Annotated in this window: 17 protein-coding genes; 3 read left to right on the top strand and 14 right to left on the bottom strand. The window is 44.4% G+C overall.

Features of this window, described 5'->3' with window-relative positions; all coding sequences use genetic code 11:
* Positions 1 to 72: 72 nt before the first annotated feature.
* The gene (locus AC5590_RS01675; RefSeq protein ID WP_169268059.1) at positions 73 to 456 is read right to left on the bottom strand and encodes a Pepco domain-containing protein; all 384 of its coding nucleotides are present in this window, start codon (positions 454 to 456) and stop codon (positions 73 to 75) included.
* 477 nt (positions 457 to 933) lie between these two features.
* Between AC5590_RS01675 and AC5590_RS01670 the strand changes: the two genes are divergently transcribed.
* Complete coding sequence (locus AC5590_RS01670) at positions 934 to 2,973, top strand: DNA/RNA non-specific endonuclease (protein ID WP_169268058.1); 2,040 nt, start codon at positions 934 to 936, stop codon at positions 2,971 to 2,973.
* Positions 2,974 to 3,093: 120 nt separating this feature from the next.
* Here the strand turns inward: AC5590_RS01670 and AC5590_RS01665 are convergent, their stop codons facing one another.
* The 3 genes from AC5590_RS01665 to AC5590_RS01655 form a co-directional block, all read right to left on the bottom strand.
* A complete protein-coding gene (locus tag AC5590_RS01665; RefSeq protein ID WP_169268057.1) occupies positions 3,094 to 4,644 on the bottom strand; it encodes a metallophosphoesterase family protein in 1,551 nt (516 codons plus the stop codon).
* A gap of 30 nt (positions 4,645 to 4,674) precedes the next feature.
* A complete protein-coding gene (locus AC5590_RS01660) occupies positions 4,675 to 5,646 on the bottom strand; it encodes a YegS/Rv2252/BmrU family lipid kinase (protein ID WP_169268056.1) in 972 nt (323 codons plus the stop codon).
* Positions 5,647 to 5,918: 272 nt separating this feature from the next.
* On the bottom strand, positions 5,919 to 6,110 hold the full coding sequence (locus AC5590_RS01655; protein ID WP_169268055.1) for a hypothetical protein: 192 nt from the start codon (positions 6,108 to 6,110) through the stop codon (positions 5,919 to 5,921).
* Positions 6,111 to 6,120: 10 nt separating this feature from the next.
* Here AC5590_RS01655 and AC5590_RS01650 point away from each other — a divergent pair, with 10 nt between their 5' ends.
* Complete coding sequence (locus AC5590_RS01650) at positions 6,121 to 6,555, top strand: Hsp20/alpha crystallin family protein (protein WP_169268054.1); 435 nt, start codon at positions 6,121 to 6,123, stop codon at positions 6,553 to 6,555.
* Between the two features lie 81 nt (positions 6,556 to 6,636).
* Here the strand turns inward: AC5590_RS01650 and AC5590_RS01645 are convergent, their stop codons facing one another.
* From AC5590_RS01645 to AC5590_RS01635, 3 genes are read right to left on the bottom strand one after another with little or no spacing between them, the layout of a single operon-like run.
* Positions 6,637 to 6,780 carry a hypothetical protein gene (locus AC5590_RS01645; protein ID WP_169268053.1) on the bottom strand — a complete coding sequence of 48 codons (144 nt, stop codon included), beginning with the start codon at positions 6,778 to 6,780 and terminating at the stop codon, positions 6,637 to 6,639.
* Positions 6,781 to 7,344, bottom strand: a complete 564-nt coding sequence (locus AC5590_RS01640; protein WP_169268052.1) for an antibiotic biosynthesis monooxygenase — start codon at positions 7,342 to 7,344, stop codon at positions 6,781 to 6,783. It lies immediately after the preceding gene.
* A 31-nt stretch (positions 7,345 to 7,375) separates the two neighbouring features.
* Complete coding sequence (locus AC5590_RS01635) at positions 7,376 to 8,119, bottom strand: SDR family NAD(P)-dependent oxidoreductase (RefSeq protein ID WP_169268051.1); 744 nt, start codon at positions 8,117 to 8,119, stop codon at positions 7,376 to 7,378.
* A gap of 198 nt (positions 8,120 to 8,317) precedes the next feature.
* Here AC5590_RS01635 and AC5590_RS01630 point away from each other — a divergent pair, with 198 nt between their 5' ends.
* Positions 8,318 to 8,974: a TetR/AcrR family transcriptional regulator gene (locus AC5590_RS01630; protein WP_169268050.1), complete on the top strand. Its 657-nt coding sequence runs from the start codon at positions 8,318 to 8,320 to the stop codon at positions 8,972 to 8,974.
* A gap of 221 nt (positions 8,975 to 9,195) precedes the next feature.
* Here the strand turns inward: AC5590_RS01630 and AC5590_RS01625 are convergent, their stop codons facing one another.
* From AC5590_RS01625 to AC5590_RS01595, 7 genes are read right to left on the bottom strand one after another with little or no spacing between them, the layout of a single operon-like run.
* Complete coding sequence (locus tag AC5590_RS01625) at positions 9,196 to 9,783, bottom strand: DUF411 domain-containing protein (protein ID WP_248277388.1); 588 nt, start codon at positions 9,781 to 9,783, stop codon at positions 9,196 to 9,198.
* Between the two features lie 39 nt (positions 9,784 to 9,822).
* Entirely contained in the window at positions 9,823 to 12,165 is a 2,343-nt protein-coding gene (locus tag AC5590_RS01620; protein WP_169268049.1) for a hybrid sensor histidine kinase/response regulator, read from the bottom strand.
* Positions 12,166 to 12,174: 9 nt separating this feature from the next.
* On the bottom strand, positions 12,175 to 14,313 hold the full coding sequence (locus AC5590_RS01615) for an ATP-binding protein (protein ID WP_169268048.1): 2,139 nt from the start codon (positions 14,311 to 14,313) through the stop codon (positions 12,175 to 12,177).
* Positions 14,310 to 15,326 (bottom strand): ATP-binding SpoIIE family protein phosphatase, encoded by a 1,017-nt coding sequence (locus AC5590_RS01610; RefSeq protein WP_211178704.1) that lies wholly within the window; start codon positions 15,324 to 15,326, stop codon positions 14,310 to 14,312. Before AC5590_RS01610 ends, AC5590_RS01615 begins: the two co-directional genes overlap by 4 nt.
* A 4-nt stretch (positions 15,327 to 15,330) precedes the next feature.
* Positions 15,331 to 15,711, bottom strand: coding sequence for an anti-sigma regulatory factor (locus tag AC5590_RS01605; protein WP_246163000.1), 381 nt, complete (start codon positions 15,709 to 15,711; stop codon positions 15,331 to 15,333).
* A gap of 4 nt (positions 15,712 to 15,715) precedes the next feature.
* Positions 15,716 to 16,111, bottom strand: coding sequence for an STAS domain-containing protein (locus AC5590_RS01600; protein WP_169268047.1), 396 nt, complete (start codon positions 16,109 to 16,111; stop codon positions 15,716 to 15,718).
* 33 nt (positions 16,112 to 16,144) lie between these two features.
* Positions 16,145 to 17,011, bottom strand: a complete 867-nt coding sequence (locus AC5590_RS01595; protein ID WP_169268046.1) for an STAS domain-containing protein — start codon at positions 17,009 to 17,011, stop codon at positions 16,145 to 16,147.
* Positions 17,012 to 17,459: the final 448 nt, after the last annotated feature.

Genomic DNA, 17,459 nt, shown 5'->3' with positions numbered 1-17,459 from the left:
AAGGGTAAAGTGTTAGCTGTCTAATACTTGGTTTATTTACGCCGTGCTGTACTAGCCATATTCCAATCCCGATTATTTCCGCTTAAACTTAAAAGTCATCGCTCCTTTGCCTCCTGCTTTACCTCCACCAATCCCCAACAAGCTGATTTTTCCTTCACCACTGATTTCCACCGATAACTGAACCTCATCCAGCTGCATTTTGGAACTGGGTTCTTCCTGTTCATCAAGCATTTCTCTCATTGCTTGCAGAAACCCCTTCATTTCTTCCTTGAGTTTAGTCACCTCAACCGCTGTGCGTTTAGTAGTCACAACTTCTTCCGTGACTTCGACTTCCCTAGTTTCTCCAAGTCTTCCTCCTATATCACGACTGCTTCTAGAACCAGTCGTAGTTTCTGTTTGAGATGTTTCTTCGACAATAATCCAAATTTTTTCTGGGGTTAGGATTTCTTGCGACATACGATAAATTGTTAAACAGCTTTCGATATTAATCAGTTTTCGTAGATGCCCCAGTCTGTTCAGTATAGTTCTTAATGTCTTCAATAAACTCTAGGGGAATTCCGAAGACAATTTGCGGTTTAGTGATAATGAGAAAGATCGGACTTACGCATACTCTACCAATTCTTACCCTTCTTGGCGACGCCAGTCGCCTAGGTTGGGGAACCATCCTGTAGCTAAGGATACATTAAGCTTTTTGGTAATTTTTGCGTAAGCCCTGAAAGGATGACTATTATTCAGTAGTAACACGTAAACTTTTTATAGGCAAAGGAAAATCAACCTAATTGCGACCTAAGGAAGCAATCTTACAGTCTTGTTCTTTCGTAACTCGTGCGTAAATCCCATATCTAAAATTGTAGAGAAAATCAATCTGAAATTGATTTCAAATCTTTATTCAGAGGTTATAAACAAGTCAGCTTTATGGAGTCTTAAAAATTTATGTCTGTTAAGACAGTAACCTACGCTCTCGACTTTCTCGACAAGCTAAAACACTTGCGTAATCAGGAGGTTTCCACTAGCCAGGAAACTTTGTTGTCCAACATAGAGCAGCGCGATCACAGAGCAGACCCTGTAACAATTTTATCCAAGCGAATCGAGAACATCGCGGCGAGTGGTTCTGGAGTTTCCTCCTTTGATTTAGAGCGTATTCTTGGGCGTAATGACCTCCTGCCCGTTAACTTCCTCCAAAAGGGGACGCTAGCTGCCCGTGCAGTTTGCCGGATTTGGATCGCAGACTCGTTTGGCTCAAATGGAAGCTGGGGAACTGGCTTTCTGGTATCTCCCCGCCTGCTGATTACAAATCATCATGTGATTGAATCTGTTGATGCAGCAATGCGAGCATCAGCCCAGTTTGGCTACGAGATGGACATTAGCGGTAAAATTAATCAATGGAAAGCTTTTAATCTGACTCCTCAGGAAGGATTCATCACCGATCCTGAGCTTGATTTTACCCTCGTCGCCGTTGCTGAAACCTCGGATGATGGAGAAGCTCAACTGGCAGATTACGGGTTTTTGCGTCTCGATCCTACGCTTCACAAGGTAGAACCATTAGAATTCGTCACCGTCATCCAACACCCAGGTGGTCAACCCAAGCAAATTGCTATTCGGGAAAACAAAGTCCTTAAGATTGGTGATAACCAAGATGCCCTTAAAGACAATTTTCTCTGGTATGCTAGCGACACGGCTCCTGGGTCTTCCGGTTCCCCAGCTCTCAATGATAATTGGCAGGTGGTTGCGATTCATCACAGGAGTGTAGTAGAAACTCGCACCCATGAAGGGGTTGAAGAAATTCAACTGAGCAACGGCGAGTGGGTAGCGAAGGAAGAAGCAAAAAATCTGAGTGAAAATCAAATAAAATGGATTGCCAATGAAGGTGTTCGGACAAGCAAAATTCTGGATCAAGTAAACAAAATCCAAACTCAACAGGAGGGTTCCGCCTCCCAGTTGGTTCAAGCTTTCCTTGAAGACGCCAAAAGTATCCGCATATTTCCGGGTACGACTCCCCGCGAAAGCGTGGTCACCTCGACAATCACTACTCCTGCGCCAGTTGCAGAAACTCTCATCCAACCCCAGAGTATAAGTTTCCTTAGATCCGGTACTAAAACTTCTGCCAGAAATGTTCGCCCACTGAGTCACTATGAAGGTCGCAAAGGTTATAACCCTGATTTTTTGGGCGTCACGATTCCACTACCAGAATTGACACCAGCAGCCCTTGCCTTTGGTCCAGTCGCACAGGTAAAAGGAACACAGGACAACATCCTCCGCTATACGCACTTCTCAATTGTCATGTGTGAAACCCGTCGCTTAGCCTTCTACACTGCTGTGAATATTGATGGCAAACAGTGGGTTGGACTGAACCGGAGAGATGACGAATGGTTCTTTGACCCCCGTATCTCCTCAGAGATGCAAGTCGGAAATGATTTTTACAGCAATGAACCTGGAAACTTTTTTGACCGGGGTCATCTTGTCCGCAGACAAGACCCAATTTGGGGAGAACAAAGCGAGGCAAAAATAGCCAACAGCGACACATTTCACTTCACAAATTGCTCGCCTCAGTACTTTCAGTTCAACCAATCACAGCAGCTGTGGCAGGGGCTAGAAAACTTCATCCTCACTAACACCGATCAAGATGATCTCCTAGCAACTGTTTTCACTGGTCCAGTTTTCCAACAAAGTGATATTGTTCATCGAGGAGTTCAAGTTCCTAAATTTTTCTGGAAGGTTGTTGTAGTAGTAGACAAACAGCGCAAGCTTTCTTCTAGCGCCTACGTTGTCAGTCAGGAGAAATTCGTTCAGAATATTCCCTTTGAACTTCTGCCTGTTGGTCAATTCAATAACTTCCAGGTGTCCATTGCTAACCTGGAAACCAGAACCGGCTTGAAGTTCTCTGATGAAGTCCGCAGGGCAGATGTTTTTACTGGTGATTCTCAAGGAAGACGATTGCGCGGTTTTGCTGACATTGAGCATCCTCGTCGCTAAAAGATAAACCACTCCCTTCGCTCCTGTATTTCCTCTGCGTCCTCTGCGTCCTCTGCGGTTCATTTCTAAGTAATCCTCCTGAGGCAAGGGAGTAGCATTCAGGTAGGTTTTACACCCAAGTCAAATCTGAAATGACTCCATTTCGTAATTGTGCCACTCTCGCTGATACCATTCAGCAACCAAGGGACGGACAATAAACTTGGGTGTGGAACCTTCTTTAACATCAATACGCAGACATGAGTAAGGTCTTCGCTTTAGAGAGCCAGTACCATTACGACCAACAAACAGGCGAGAATGCGCCACTAACTTTTGGTTTTCCATCAAATCTGGTCCCTCAGTGCGCTGGCGTCGCAGGCTATAGCCACTTCCACCGCAGACAATCCAATGAATGCGAGAATCAGCACTTCCCGTGTCCACGGTTTCAAGATGTTCCAAGCAGTGAGCATGACCGTTTAAGACTAAATCGACTAACGGACGATCGCCTGTGTTGGAACCTACAACTTCAGCAACGGCATTTAGTACAGTACGCAGGCGATCGCGCACTGCCAAAGTCTGTGACTGATTCCATTTTGTTGTTTCACTAACGTAGGGAGGATGATGAAAATAAATGATTCGTCCCCGCACATCTGCGGTATTCCAAGATTTAATCAGTCTGTGCTTCAGCCATTCGAGCTGGTCGATATCGGTGACCGTTTTTTCGTCAGAGCCTAATTGCTTATCAATATCAACAATCATTTCCTCAATTTGTGATACTTGATGCTGACTATCATCTAGTTTTTCAGCTTCGCTGTGGTTATCCGGATTCAGTTTTGCTGATTCCTCCATAAATTGCATTTTTTGCCGTTCTAGTTCATCACGGCGCTTGGACAATTCCTGCCGAGAAGCATCTCCTTCTTGAGTTGCGGGTAGGGGAAGGGGAGCATTAAATGTATTGGAATCCAGTGCAAAGAAGTCAATTCCACCGTAGCGGAAGCTATAGTAGCGATTGGGAAGGCGGGTAAACTGCCCTGGCTGGTAGCGCAAACAACGCCCTGTATCTGTTTTGGCGGTGTAATGTTCGTCTAGGTGACGAGCTAAATCCCCTGGAAGCATAAATGCTTTGAGGTAATCCAGAAACGCCTTGGCATAGGCGTCACCTTTCCATGAACCATGAGCGCCAACATCAAAGTTTAGCTTTGATGGGAATAAGTGACGTACTGGCATTGCTGCCAAGGATGCCAAGCCATAGATAAGTGGCAAGTCGTAGTAATCGTGATTTCCTGGTACGGGCAGGATTGGTTGTTTGAAAATCATCTGGTCATAAGCAATGCGCCGGTAGTCCTCTCCCCCCAGAAGAAACTCTCGGTAAGGTTTGATAAAGTTTTTCTGGTAATACTCGCTTGACCCCACCAGATAGACAACATCACCTGTATGCAGCATAAAACTGCATTCTTTCTGATGGGGTTGCATGAGTTTGGCAACTTGTCGCTGAGGATTATGTCCTGGGTGTGCCCCGGAACCGCTATCACCTACAACCAAAAACGAGAACTCTGGCTCCTCAGATTTTTTATCATCCAGTACCAGCTGAGTTTGGTCAATTCCCCTTTCCATAATTGCAGGGTCTTGCCATCGCACCCGCTGGTTCATCTTGCGAATTTTGTCGGCAATTGCCGGATCGGATACGAGTTTCAACGCAACTTTCTCCTAAATACATTTCTGATTTTAATCAGAAGAAGGTTGTTTCTCCTCAATTATCAAATTTGGTAGTCCCTCCAGTTTCTCTACAGGTTCTTGTTCTTCGATTGAGGGTACAAATACTTTCAAACCTGCCGGAATGCAGCGAATTTCTACGGGAGTTGTTCCTACAAGCTCTCCATCGACAACAATTTTCTGCACAGGGTCAGTTGTGATTTTGAATTGTTTTGCTCGCAAATAACCAATGTCATTTCGCTCGGCTCCATTCCCCACAGAAGCAGATTGAAATAGATGAAAGGCTGCGGCGATCGCCGCCGCTTTATTCACCGGAGCCACTATTGTTACATCCAGTAAACCATCATCTGCGATGATTCCTGCTGGCCCCTGAGCCAAGATTGAAGTGGGAGGAGCTACATTTGCCACTGTAACTGAAGCTGCAGAAGTTTTGATTACTTTTTCTTCTGTCTCAATTTCCACATCAAAGTTTTCTAAATTCCGCAGTTCTTGAAGTCCTGCAAGAACATATGCCAGAACTCCAAGCCGATCTTTTGCTTCTCGGTCTGCTTTGTCTACAGTTTCTGCTTCAAAGCCAATACCTGCGAGCAGTAGCATCGGACTACCGTTACAATCGGCTGCATCTACAGTCCGAGTGATTCCCCCCAAAATGACTTTACAGGCACCCTCAATCGTGTCAGGAATTCCCAATGCTGTGGCAAAAGCGTTTGCTGTTCCGCGTGAAATAATGCCAAACGGAATATTGCTACCCACGACAGCGCCTGCGGCTGCAGAGAGAGTTCCATCTCCTCCTGAGGCAATAATCGTATCTACACCTCGCTTAACCGCTGCACGCGCTAGTTCTTCTGCGCCAATTTCTTTGGTTGTCATTTGAATATCGAGGTCAATTTCCGGCTCTAAAATTGCCTTAATACTTGCCAAATCTTGATCTGAGTCTCCTTGACCTGCAACTGGATTAAAGATAAGGCACGCGGAACGATTCATAGGGTGTAGCTTATGGTTAATGAGTAAAATGTTAGTTTATTATCCTAATGGACGAGAGAGCTTCTCGGCTTCCATCTTGTGGCAGGTTTGTTGCTCCGTTACTCGACACTCTGCCCTCTAAAGAGAGGCAGAAGATTCACAATGCTATCTGGCTCTTCTGCTACATGCAGATTATCGGTTGACGGTGATTGGTTTTACATTCGCGTCCTTTTTAGATTTGACTACCTTCTTTGTCAGCTTTTTGTGGTGATTTCTCTATTAGCTTATATTTCCTAATTGTTGGGTTTACCGTACCAATCAAGACAAGTTTTTCCTACCTTGGATTGTGCCAGAAATAATGTGCGGTAATCATCAATTATTTCGGTGCTATTAACCGTATTTTGATGACTGACAATCAACATTACTATAAGAATCAAAGCTGCTTGATAAATCCTGAAGTCAATAAAGAAATCATTACGAATCACAAGAGGAATTATGGTATTAGTACGTTACAATCCAAGGCTTAAATTGAACACACTGCAACGTCAAATCGACACCCTTTTTGAAGATTTCCAAGCACCAACCTTTACCAAAGCTCCAGCAGCCGAACTGCATGAAACCGAAGACGCCGTACACCTGAAGCTGGAACTCCCTGGTGTTGATGCTAAAGATGTAGATATCTCAGTCACCGAGAATGCAGTTAAGGTGGTTGCTGAGCGTAAGTCAGAAACCAAAACTGACGAGAATGGCAGAACAAGAAGTGAATTTTACTACGGTAAGTTCCAACGAGTCATTCCTCTAAGAACTCGGATTCAAAACACCAATGTGAAAGCTGAATACAAAGACGGGATTTTGAATTTGACTCTGCCTAAAACCGAGCAAGAAAAAAATAAAGTCGTCAAGGTTAATTTGGAACAACCTACAGCATAGAGCTTTTCTCTGTCTAGAGTAGAGAGCTAATTGTATGACATGATATTAAGCCTGGTTGATAAACTTCAACCAGGCATTTTTTTAAGAAAAAGTTGTAGGCGTGTTTTCATGTATGGCGAACCACTTAGAATATTGCTGCAGTACGGGCATTTCCTGTTGCCCACCAGGACGGCGTAGCTGTAAGTCCTCCCAAAGCTTGCGCCAACACAAAGCAGCATATTGCATTTAAGAATTTGGATACAGCCATTTGTAGAACAATCGGGTTATCTGAGGCATGACAACGTAAGTCAGGAGGCACACGACAATCCCAATAGTGATGAGTTGCGCCAGTAATGCAGGGAGATAGGCAACCACAGGACTTAGAAGATATCTGACAGTGGATAGTGTCACAAACACCGCTATCCAGGAGAGTAACGCCATCTTGTAACGCTTAGGAGGAAGCTTTGGCGCTTTTCTCGGTAAGACAAACCAGTTTTCTAAACCTGTGAGAACTTGTACATCCTCACGTGTTTGAATCAGGGGCTTGGCTCGTTCAATCCACTCCCGACGCACATCTGAATTTAGCCATGCTTGTAAATTCTTGTCATGGTCAAAGTGAAGAACAATGATGTACTCTGGATGCAGGTTCTTCTCGGGTCGTAGGATGTTGACTCCTAAATGTCCATCAAATGTTTTAGCGACAGGAATAATTCCTCGCATCCATTCTTCATATCCCTGTTCTCGACCCGGTTTGACTAAATGGGTAATGACTGCTGTGACGTGATGTTCAGTGAATTTAGAGCTGTTCATTGTCTTTAGCAGAATTGCAGAATTGTCTTAATTAAGGCATAAAAATGCCACCGTTTACAGGCAGATATGCTCCCGTAATAAATCTTGCCTGTTCGGATGCCAACAGAAGTACAGCACCCGCGATATCTTCAGGCACACCGATTCTTCTTAAGGGCGTCATTTGGGCGATCGCATCTCTACGTTCCTGAGGCACAAATGCAGAAGCATCTGTTACAGTCAAACCTGGAGAGACAGCATTCACTCGAATGCCATGTGGTCCTAACTCGAACGCTAAACTTTTAACAAACGCATCTAATGCCGACTTCGCCGTGCTATGAGCGGAAAATCCTTGACCTGGAAAACGAGAATATTCGGAACTCATCACAATAATACAGCCCCGTTTTTGTTCAATCATTCCTGGAACGACTGCTTTTGCTGGATGAAATGCAGCTTTGACTTCACCTAACAGTTTTGCCTCAAAGTCCTCCCACTCATACTCGATAAATGGAGCGACTTTAAACGAGCCAGCGGCATTCAAGACAAGCGTGTCGATTGATCCAAACGCTTCTACCACCTGTTGCACCATTGCTTGGGCTTGGCGGTTGTCTTTTACATCGGCTTTGACTGCTACTGCCTTACCTCCCTCGCTGACAATCGCATCCACCACTGATTTCGCCGCCGCTTCATTGCTGTAATAGTTCACGCCAACCGCCGCACCATGCAACGCCAACAATTTCGCGATTTCCGCACCAATGCCTCGGCTAGCACCCGTTACCAAAGCTACTCGGTTCGTCATTAACTTTGTTGTTGCCAAGTCAGTTTCTTTCTAAGAAAGCGTATTCATAATCTTTTCTAACTTACTTACTAGTAAGTAATATAAAATTAAAAACTGCTTTGTGTCAAGCCTGTACAATGTTAAATATTCGCAACACATTGTGCTATATGAGTTTGAATGAGTTAAACTTACTTACTAGTAAGTCATTAGCTCGTGGATATGGCTAGCTCTCAACAAGCAAAACGTAAACGTTCATTGTCGGTACGCGATGCAGAAGCAACAAAGGCGCAAATTTTGGATGCGGCGGAACAGGAGTTTGCGATCGCCGGATTAAACGCCGCTCGCACCGAGACAATAGCAGCTCAGACAGGTGTAACAAAAACCATGATTTATTACTATTTTGAAAATAAAGAAGCGTTGTACCAGGAAGTTCTGAACCGAGCGTTTATCAAGCCTATTGACGAAATTGTGCAATTGAATTTAGAACAATTACCACCGCAGGCTGCATTGGAGAGTTTGACTCAGTTGTTTCTGCAACAGACGTCAAAAAACCCTAACATTGCTTCGATTTTATTTCTGGAAGCGATTCAGAACCGAGGAAAGTATTACCCAAAGCAGTGGATAGAACAACTTTATGGAAAGCTGATTGCAATTTTGGAGCAAGGAATTGCACAAGGTGTTTTTCGTCCTTTAGAACCGAGACACACAGCAGTCAATATTGTGGGAACTTGTGTGTTCTACTTGGCAGTTCATGAAAATGTGAAGCATCTCTGGGCAGGTTCGCGAATGCTCAGTAAAGCCATGCTACAGGAACATGCTCAAGAATCGCTCAACTTTGTCTTAGCTGGTGTACGGGCAGATGTAAACGTGAGTTGAGACTTCGACGCCGCACATTGAGCGATTTTATATGTCGTGATATTGAGAAAGAGGGCTATAGAAGATTTAGCCCACGCAGGTGGGCTTTGTTTCTTTAGCCCCAGGCTTATAGCCTGCGGGCTTTTTGCACATTTGGGATGTTCCGGTGTATCTGTCGCATTCTTTTTTCAAATTGGTATTACGTATGTTTCTCGTTAAATGCTGGCTCTTGTACGTGTGTTTCAATACTGGTTAAATACCGCAACTCTGCTGTTGTTATCAAAAGCAAGCACACTAAATGGATCTTTTTGATTCCCCATTTCCATCCCAGGAGTGCCTACGGGCATTTGGGGCACAGATAAGCCGAGCACATTTGGCTTTTCTTGCAACAGTCGTTTGATGTCTTGTGCTGGTACGTGTCCTTCAATAACATATCCATCAATAATTGCTGTGTGGCAAGATGTCAAGTTATCTGGCACATTGTACTTTTGTTTGACAGCCTCAATATCAGGTGTGCGAAAGTCTTTGATTTTAAAACCATTTCCCTTTAAGTGGTCAATCCACCCACCACAACAAGTACACTCAGGACTGCGATACACAGTTGCATGTAGATTCTGGATGTGGTTGGTAGTGCTTTGAGTATTGACTACAGAAGTTGGAAAAGCAGCTTGAGCATGACTCATAGGAGCATTGCTTCCCAAGATGCCCAACATCCCGACAGTTAGACAAATCGTTACCACGACTCTAGCAACAATACGTCCCATAGTGGGACGTAACGATTTTTGCCACGAATAAATAAATGTTTTAATAAGAAATAGTTTGTAGGGCATTTGATTTGAGAGTTCCTAACTCCTGTAATATATATAATCTTAGTCAGATATTTTTTTAACTAGGCTCGCAATAACAGTTGTTAACTCATCTGGATCTATAGGCTTAGACAAATGCATTTGGAATCCTTCTAAGAGCGATCGCGTCTTGTCTTCTACTCTGGCATAAGCTGTTAATGCCACTGCTGGAATCTCCCCACCTTCCTTTTTAGACAGCATGCGAACCTTACGTATTAAGCTGTAGCCATCTTCTCCTGGCATACCAATGTCACTGACTAAAATATCCAATTTCTGTTGCAAGATGACTTGAATTGCTTCAATAACTGATGAAGCTGCAATCACTTGCGCCCCGGACATTTCTACTGCGGCGACGAGAAAATCCCGCGTGTCAGGTTCATCGTCAACTATCAGTATTCGTACTCCATCAAGTATGGGCACAGGTGTAGAATTACTCAGTACTGAAGAAAACATATTTTCTTCCTCGCTTAAGGAGTCTTTTACTCCCCTGCTTTGTTTAACAAGTGGTAACTGAACTCTAAAGGTTGCTCCTTGTCCTTCACCTTGACTTTCTGCATGAACAGTTCCACCATGTAACTCTACCAGGTGACGCACAATTGCTAATCCTAGTCCTAATCCGCTGTAGATGCGGGTTGTGGAACTATCAGCCTGTCGAAAACGCTCGAACACATAAGGCACAAAATCAGGACTGATGCCCCGCCCTGTATCTGTCACGGAAATTTCGACATAAGAGTTTACAGATTCTAATCGGACTTGAACTCGTCCTCCATTAGGAGTAAACTTAATTGCGTTAGACAGTAAATTCCAAACAACTTGCTGCAAACGGTCAGAATCACCCGCAACTAAACCGGCTGTTGGATCAAGCACCGATTGTAGTTGAATTTCCTTGGCGTCAGCAGCTGGACGAACTGTTTCCAGCGCCGCCTCAATCACCTCAACTAGTTCAATCGGAGAAACATTCAACCGCAGCTTACCCTGAATAATACGGGAAACATCTAGCAAATCTTCTACCAGCTGGGCTTGTGACTTAGCACTGCGCTCTATTGTCTCCATTGCCCGTGTGGTTGTGGCTGCGTCAAAGCTGCGAGTATTCAGTAATTTAATCCACCCCAGCATGGCATTTAGAGGAGAGCGGAGTTCGTGGGAAACAGTTGCTAAAAATTCATCCTTCATACGATTGGCGGCTTCGGCTGCACTCCGCGCTTCTTGCTCGCGCTCAAGTAATTGAGTTTGTTCGTCTTCAAGCCCTGTAAAATCACGTAAGATTTTGCAGAAACCTCGTAGCTTACCAGTCTCATCTCGTAAGGGTGTGAGAATGCCACTTGCCCAAAAACGGCTGCCATCTTTCCTAATATGCCAGCGCTCATCCTCAGCCCGTCCTTCACTCACGGCTTTTGCCAGTTCTTGTTTGTCTACGCCTTGCTGTAGATCTTCTGGTGTAAAAATGCACGACGCAGGTTTTCCCAATATTTCTGATTCCTGATAGCCTAAAATATTCTCTGCTCCTAAACCCCACCCAGTAATCCGCCACTGTGTGTCAATGAATAAAATTGCGTAGTCCTTGACGTTTTCCAACAGCAGACGGCTGCGCTCTTCGCTTGCTCGCAAAGCGATTTCTGCTTGCTTACGGCTGGTGATATCAGCTAAAATGTATACAGCACCAACGAAAGATTTCTGCTTATCTTGCACAGGATCTACTGTAACAGTAATCCACTGTCCCCCAGTGTGAATAACCAAGCTTTGACGATGTAGAGTTTCTTGAACACGAAGGAAGGGATTGACATTACAGCCAGATAGTGCATCCAGCATGAGTTCCTGATGCTGAGAGCCGATAATTTCACTGAACGGTTTGCCCAAAAATTCCTTCATGGCTTTATTACAGCGCACGAATCGACCAGTGCTATCTAGTAAGCCAACGCCATCACGAATAGAGTCGAAAGTTGTTTGCCACTCCTGCACTCGATCTAAAGCTAGTTCCTCAGCCCGCCGAATCCTCAGTAACGCTCTCACCGTGGCAATTAATTCAATCGGCTCAACGGGTTGTGCCAGATAAGCATCTGCACCACTATTTAATCCTTGAGCTTTATCGCGGCTTTCAACAAAATGGGCAGACAGATGAAGTACGGGAAGGTTAGCAGTCGCTGGGTTAGATTTAATCTGATGACAAACTTCAAAGCCGCTCACATCAGGAAGCTGGACATCCAGAATGACTAAGTCGGGTTTAGCTTCAGCGATCGCCTCTAGCCCCATCTCACCCGTGTTCGCCTCTACAACTGCAAAGCCAGCGTTTCGCAACACGCGAGCGACAACATAACGATTGGTTTCGTTGTCGTCAATGTGCAAGATAGTAACTAACGGCTCGGACATAGTTTTTTTTTAGGTATTTAAAGTTAACCCGGCTTTTGTGAGGGCTTCTCGTAGTTGGGTGATCGCGACTTCAACAGTTGGAGTCTGTTTAGAAAGAATGACCACGGTACGTTCAGCCAGATACTTTTCTTCTTCGGCTTCCAGCTGTTTTGAACTATTGACAATTACGGGAATAGTACAAGTTGTAGGATGACTTTTTAGCTGTTCTAGAACTTGCATACCACTTAAAGAAGGCATAGTTAGATCTAAAAGAATACAGTCAGGATTTTCCAGTTGAGCTAAACGAATGCCCTCATGTCCATCCGATGCTTCAATAATCTCCAGAGAAGTTGTAACTAAAAGTTGCTTTAACACGTACCGGGATGTTGAGTCGTCGTCAATGAGTAAGAGTTTTTGTTGCTTGCCCTGTTTGACCAGTGTATTGAGTTTGTCCACCAGTAATAATCTATCTACAGGTTTAATTAAGAAGGCATCAGCTCCTCGCGCCATCGCCTGTTTCTCGTTATCAACAACAGTGCTGACAATAATTGGTATGTTTCGAGTTGCTGCATTGCTCTTTGTTTCAGCTAGAAACGCCCAAGAGTTTTCTCCTTCTAGCAAAATATCCAGGATGATGGCGACGGGCTTATTCACCTTGAGCGCCTGCTTTGCAAGGGATAGTGTTCGTGCCGAAATCATCTGATAATTAGAAGAGTAAAAATACTTCTCGTAGGTAAAAATGGTTTGAGGATTGTCTTCCACAACTAAAATGGGCTGGCGACTCGGATCGATTTGCCAAGTAGGTTGTGAAATTGAGGAAGCTTCTGAAGAATCAGGAAAAAACAGAGGGATAGAAGCAAAAAATGTTGAGCCTTTGCTTAATTCACTATTAACCCAGACGCTTCCTCCTAACAATTCTGCTAGCTTGCGCGAGAGGGGTAGTCCCAAACCTGTTCCTTTGAGTTTTTTTGCGAGTGTAGAATCTATTTGAATAAATTCCTCAAAAATTCGCTCTTGATCCGGCGGTGCAATTCCGATACCTGTATCGGCTACTGAAAAAGTCACCGTGTTACCTGTCATGATTGCTCCAACCCGGACTTCACCTTGTTCAGTATACTTTAGCCCATTGGAGATGAAATTTCTGAGAATTTGAGCAACTTTACCTTCATCAGTGTAAAGTGTTGGAATGCCAACAGGTTCTTCTAAAATCAGTGCCACGGAGGAGTTATGAGCAAGCAAGGGACGCAGCATTCCTCTCAAAGTCGCGAACAAATCGGTGACTTCAAACTGGGTGGGATGGACGACTGTTTTTCCAGCTTCTACCTTTGCTAAGTCCAATAGATCGTTAACTAAATCCAACAGACTTTCTGCTGCTTTTTGAACGAACCGGACTTGTTTGTCTTGCTCTGTTGTTAAATCACCATCCATCCGCTCTAGCAAAATCCGAGACAAAGAGATAATCGAGTTTAACGGCGTGCGAAACTCATGACTCATATTGGAGAGAAATCGAGTCTTGAGTTCATTTGCTCGTTGTAGGAAATCGGCTTTTTCGTCGAGTTCAGCATACAAAGCCACAACACCGCGATTTGTATCTTCTAGTTCACGGTTAAGAAAAATTAACTGCTCCTCACGCTTGCGTATTTCTTCCATTGCGCGGAGGAGTTCTTGGTTTTGGCGTTGAATTTCCTCAAACGGATTTTGGGGCGATCGATTTGCTAACTCATTTTGAATCTGTTGCAAGCGTTGGGGTGTCAGTTTCTCAAGGCGCTTGGGCAATCTCTTCCCCATGAAAACTTGGGTGCCCTGGTTCGGTATCGACTCTATCTTAAACGTGTCCATCAACCGTTGAGCACCAATAATTCCTAATCCCATCCCAGTTTTAGATGTGAATTGCCCATCTAAAATCATTTTCAAGTTAGCAATACCTGAACCTTTGTCCTGTATGCTGATCCATAAATTCTGGGGAGATTCGTCATCTATCGAAAATTCAACGATTGCACCTTTTGCGTACACAAAGGCATTTCGAGCGATTTCTGAGACAGCTGTGGCAAGACGTGCCTGATCTTGGGCATCAAATCCCAAAGCTTGAGCAACCTCGCGTGCCATTTTTCGAGTTAAAACGACATCTTGCTCGTAGCGAATTTCCAAGATGAGGAGAATTGTACTCATGGCAATGCATTCTCACGGACAACCAGCACAGTCACATCATCGCCAAGTCGGAAAAAGTCTCGGTATAAAACGCCAGCAATTAAACTAGGATGTTTATGGATCAGACCTGGATACCGTTCTAATCGCCATTGGGTTCCTAAACCATCCGAATGCATAATCAAAAGTCCACCAGGATACCATTGGTGTGTAAACTCCCTAATTTTGTGGACTTCACACCCAACTGTTCCATTGTAGGAAACTAGATTGTACTTTCCTCCAGACCAAAAGACAGAGCCAGCTATGTTACCTACTCCGGCGAAACGAAGGGATTGATGTGCAAAGTTGATTTCTGCGATCGCCACTACTGCTCCCCGTGTACTCCGTAAAGCCTGATGCGCTGCTGCTATAATTTCTTGAGGACTGCGGTGGACATTTTCTTGAAAAACTCTCACAGCTTCTGTTGATGCTTGAGCAGCTAGCGAGCCATGACCTAATCCATCAGCAACAAGTACTAAAATGCGCTCTTGACTGATTTCGCACGCCCAAGCATCGCCACAAACCTCTTCTCCTGGTTTTGGCAGGCAAACCACTCCCAACTCCAGATGATCTGAGGATAGATTTGTGGGTATGGGACTAGCCCAGAGGTGGCAAAGGATGGCTGTCCCTATATCCGGCGTCGAAGAAATGTCAAAAAAACTAGAAAGACGGCTGATTGCTCCTAATCCATTTCCTGCAGTTCCCCTTGTCGAAAACCCGTCACGCATACACTCGCTGATATTGCGCATCCCTGGTCCAGTGTCCAAAGCCAGAATTTCTAGACCATGAATGTTGTGTTTTGCAATTGCTTGTACCAAGAGTAACCCGTTTTTGGCATGGTGCACAAGGTTATTTGCTATTTCGGTCACCACAATACCAACTTTTCCCTGCTCAGTTTGGTTGAAACCAAGATGAGTTGCTAGGGCGATCGCACTCCGTCGCGCTTCACCTGCCTGACTTGGCTCCACAATTGGTAGGGCGAGGGTGTGTGTGATCATCTAGTTATGTCCACTTTCTAATTGTGACGCGGGTACCCTCACCAACACAGGAGACAATATCAAATTCGTTTACCAGTCGCTTTGTACCGCCCAGCCCCATACCCAGTCCACTACCTGTGGTGTAACCGTCTTTGAGTGCCAAGTCAATATCTGGTATTCCTGGTCCCGAATCCTCAAAAACAAGCTGCAGACCCTTACGCATCCCATATTCAAGTGCTTCTAGTCTAACAGTTCCACCGCCTCCGTAGTCCAATGTGTTACGGGCTAGCTCGCTGGCTGCTGTGACAATTTTTGTCTGATCGACCAAGCTAAACCCCAGTTTGACAGCAAACTGCCGCACCTTCTGACGAACCAAAACCATATCTTGTGAGGATTGGATACCCATGGTTTCACATCCGTGCATATCCATCTGCGTTTCCTCCAGCAGTCGCCTTCAACGATTCTCGTAGAAGTGCCATGCCCTTTTCAACATTTAAGGCGGTACGAATACCTGTCAAGGAAAGTCCCAGTTCTACTAAAGTGATGGCAACTGCTGGCTGCATTCCGACAACAACGGTTTGAGCATCAAGAACTTGGGACATTTTAGCAATGTTCCCCAAGATTCTGCCGATAAAAGAATCCACAATATCCAAGGACGAAATATCAATCAGCACGCCACGAGCCTGAGTTTCAGTAATACGATTTGTTAAGTCATCTTGCAAAGATTTCGCCAACTGATCATGCATATCAACTTGAATCGTTACCACAAGAAATTCGCCCATTTTAAGTATTGGAATGCGTTCCATAAAATCTCTTAATTTTTATTTACCGAGTTTGGGCTAAGCCCGAGTTTCGGGACGGCTGATTGTTACCCCAATGCGTTTTAGAGCCAGCAGCAAAGCATCTGCCATACTTGCCTTTGTCACCACATCTGCCAAATCCACACCCAAGTAAACAATCGTTTGAGCAATCTGGGGACGGATTCCACTGATAATGCACTCTGCACCCATTAACCGAGCTGCGGTGACTGTCTTCAATAAGTGCTGGGCTGTAAGTGTATCCACTGTTGGTACTCCGGTAATATCGATGATGGCAACTTCTGAACTTGTCTCTACTATCTTCTGCAATAGAGATTCCATCATCACCTGAGTGCGTGTACTGTCTAAAGTTCCAATAATCGGCAGAGCTAAAATACCGTCCCACAGCTTAACAACAGGAGTTGAAAGTTCCAACAATTCTTCCTGCTGACGGACGATGACTTCCTCACGCGTCTTTTGGTAACCTTCTATAGTTAACAGTCCGAGCTGATCTATAAGAGTGGTGGCAAGCCAAGTGTCTTCAACCAGGGCGTTTGCATCTTCAATGTGTTCCTGACGCAAACAAGTAAATAGAGGTTGTTTAAACGAAAAAATAAATATAGCCGTTTCCGATGGTGTAAAACCCTTTTGCGAACGACTTCGAGAAATACTGGTTAGCATTTCTCGCACAGAGCGCCATTCAGACGATTGTACATTTGTCAAGTTGCCAAACTGTACCGCCTTTTTGAACAAACTGAGGAATTCCCCACACTCCTGTTTTAGTTCTGTCTCTTTGAGCAAACCTCTGCGAGTATTGTTAGCCATGAGCGTTTGAATCCAATCAGCTAACAAATCCGCTTCGTATTTTTCAATAACCTGTGAAATTTTACTTGCGTTGCTCAAGCCCATACCAATGATCCCTTCTACCCGAATGGCATTTAGCCAATAATTAATATGTATTATGTATTAACTGTCAATCGTTTCGGCTTACAGGTGCACTAGCTCGTTGAAATTCCGCGTAATTGCTGAGGTGAGGTAGTTCCTAAAGGCAAATATCTTCCATTTCATTATAAAGTTTGGCGGTAAGCACAAAATTCTTGAGTAGTAGTTAATTTTTGTGCAAGCAAGAATGCTATTCGCTCAAGGGCATCAGTTTTTATCAGTTTTCAGACTTTCTAACTTTTTTCCTAAGTATATGTACTTCCGAAATCAACAAAAGTCAATGGGATTCAAGACGTTTATAAGCTTACGTCTTTAGCTTCTCATTATATCTGCGTTCTCAAAACCGAATCACTGTAAGTCTTATATCATGTCCGTTCAAATAACCGTCATTGCGACTGAAGGGAAGCAATCCCAA

Origin of the sequence: Brasilonema octagenarum UFV-OR1, assembly GCF_963888615.1 — a bacterium.
Classification (GTDB): domain Bacteria; phylum Cyanobacteriota; class Cyanobacteriia; order Cyanobacteriales; family Nostocaceae; genus Brasilonema; species Brasilonema sennae.
This window is presented reverse-complemented; position numbering and strand designations above follow the sequence as displayed.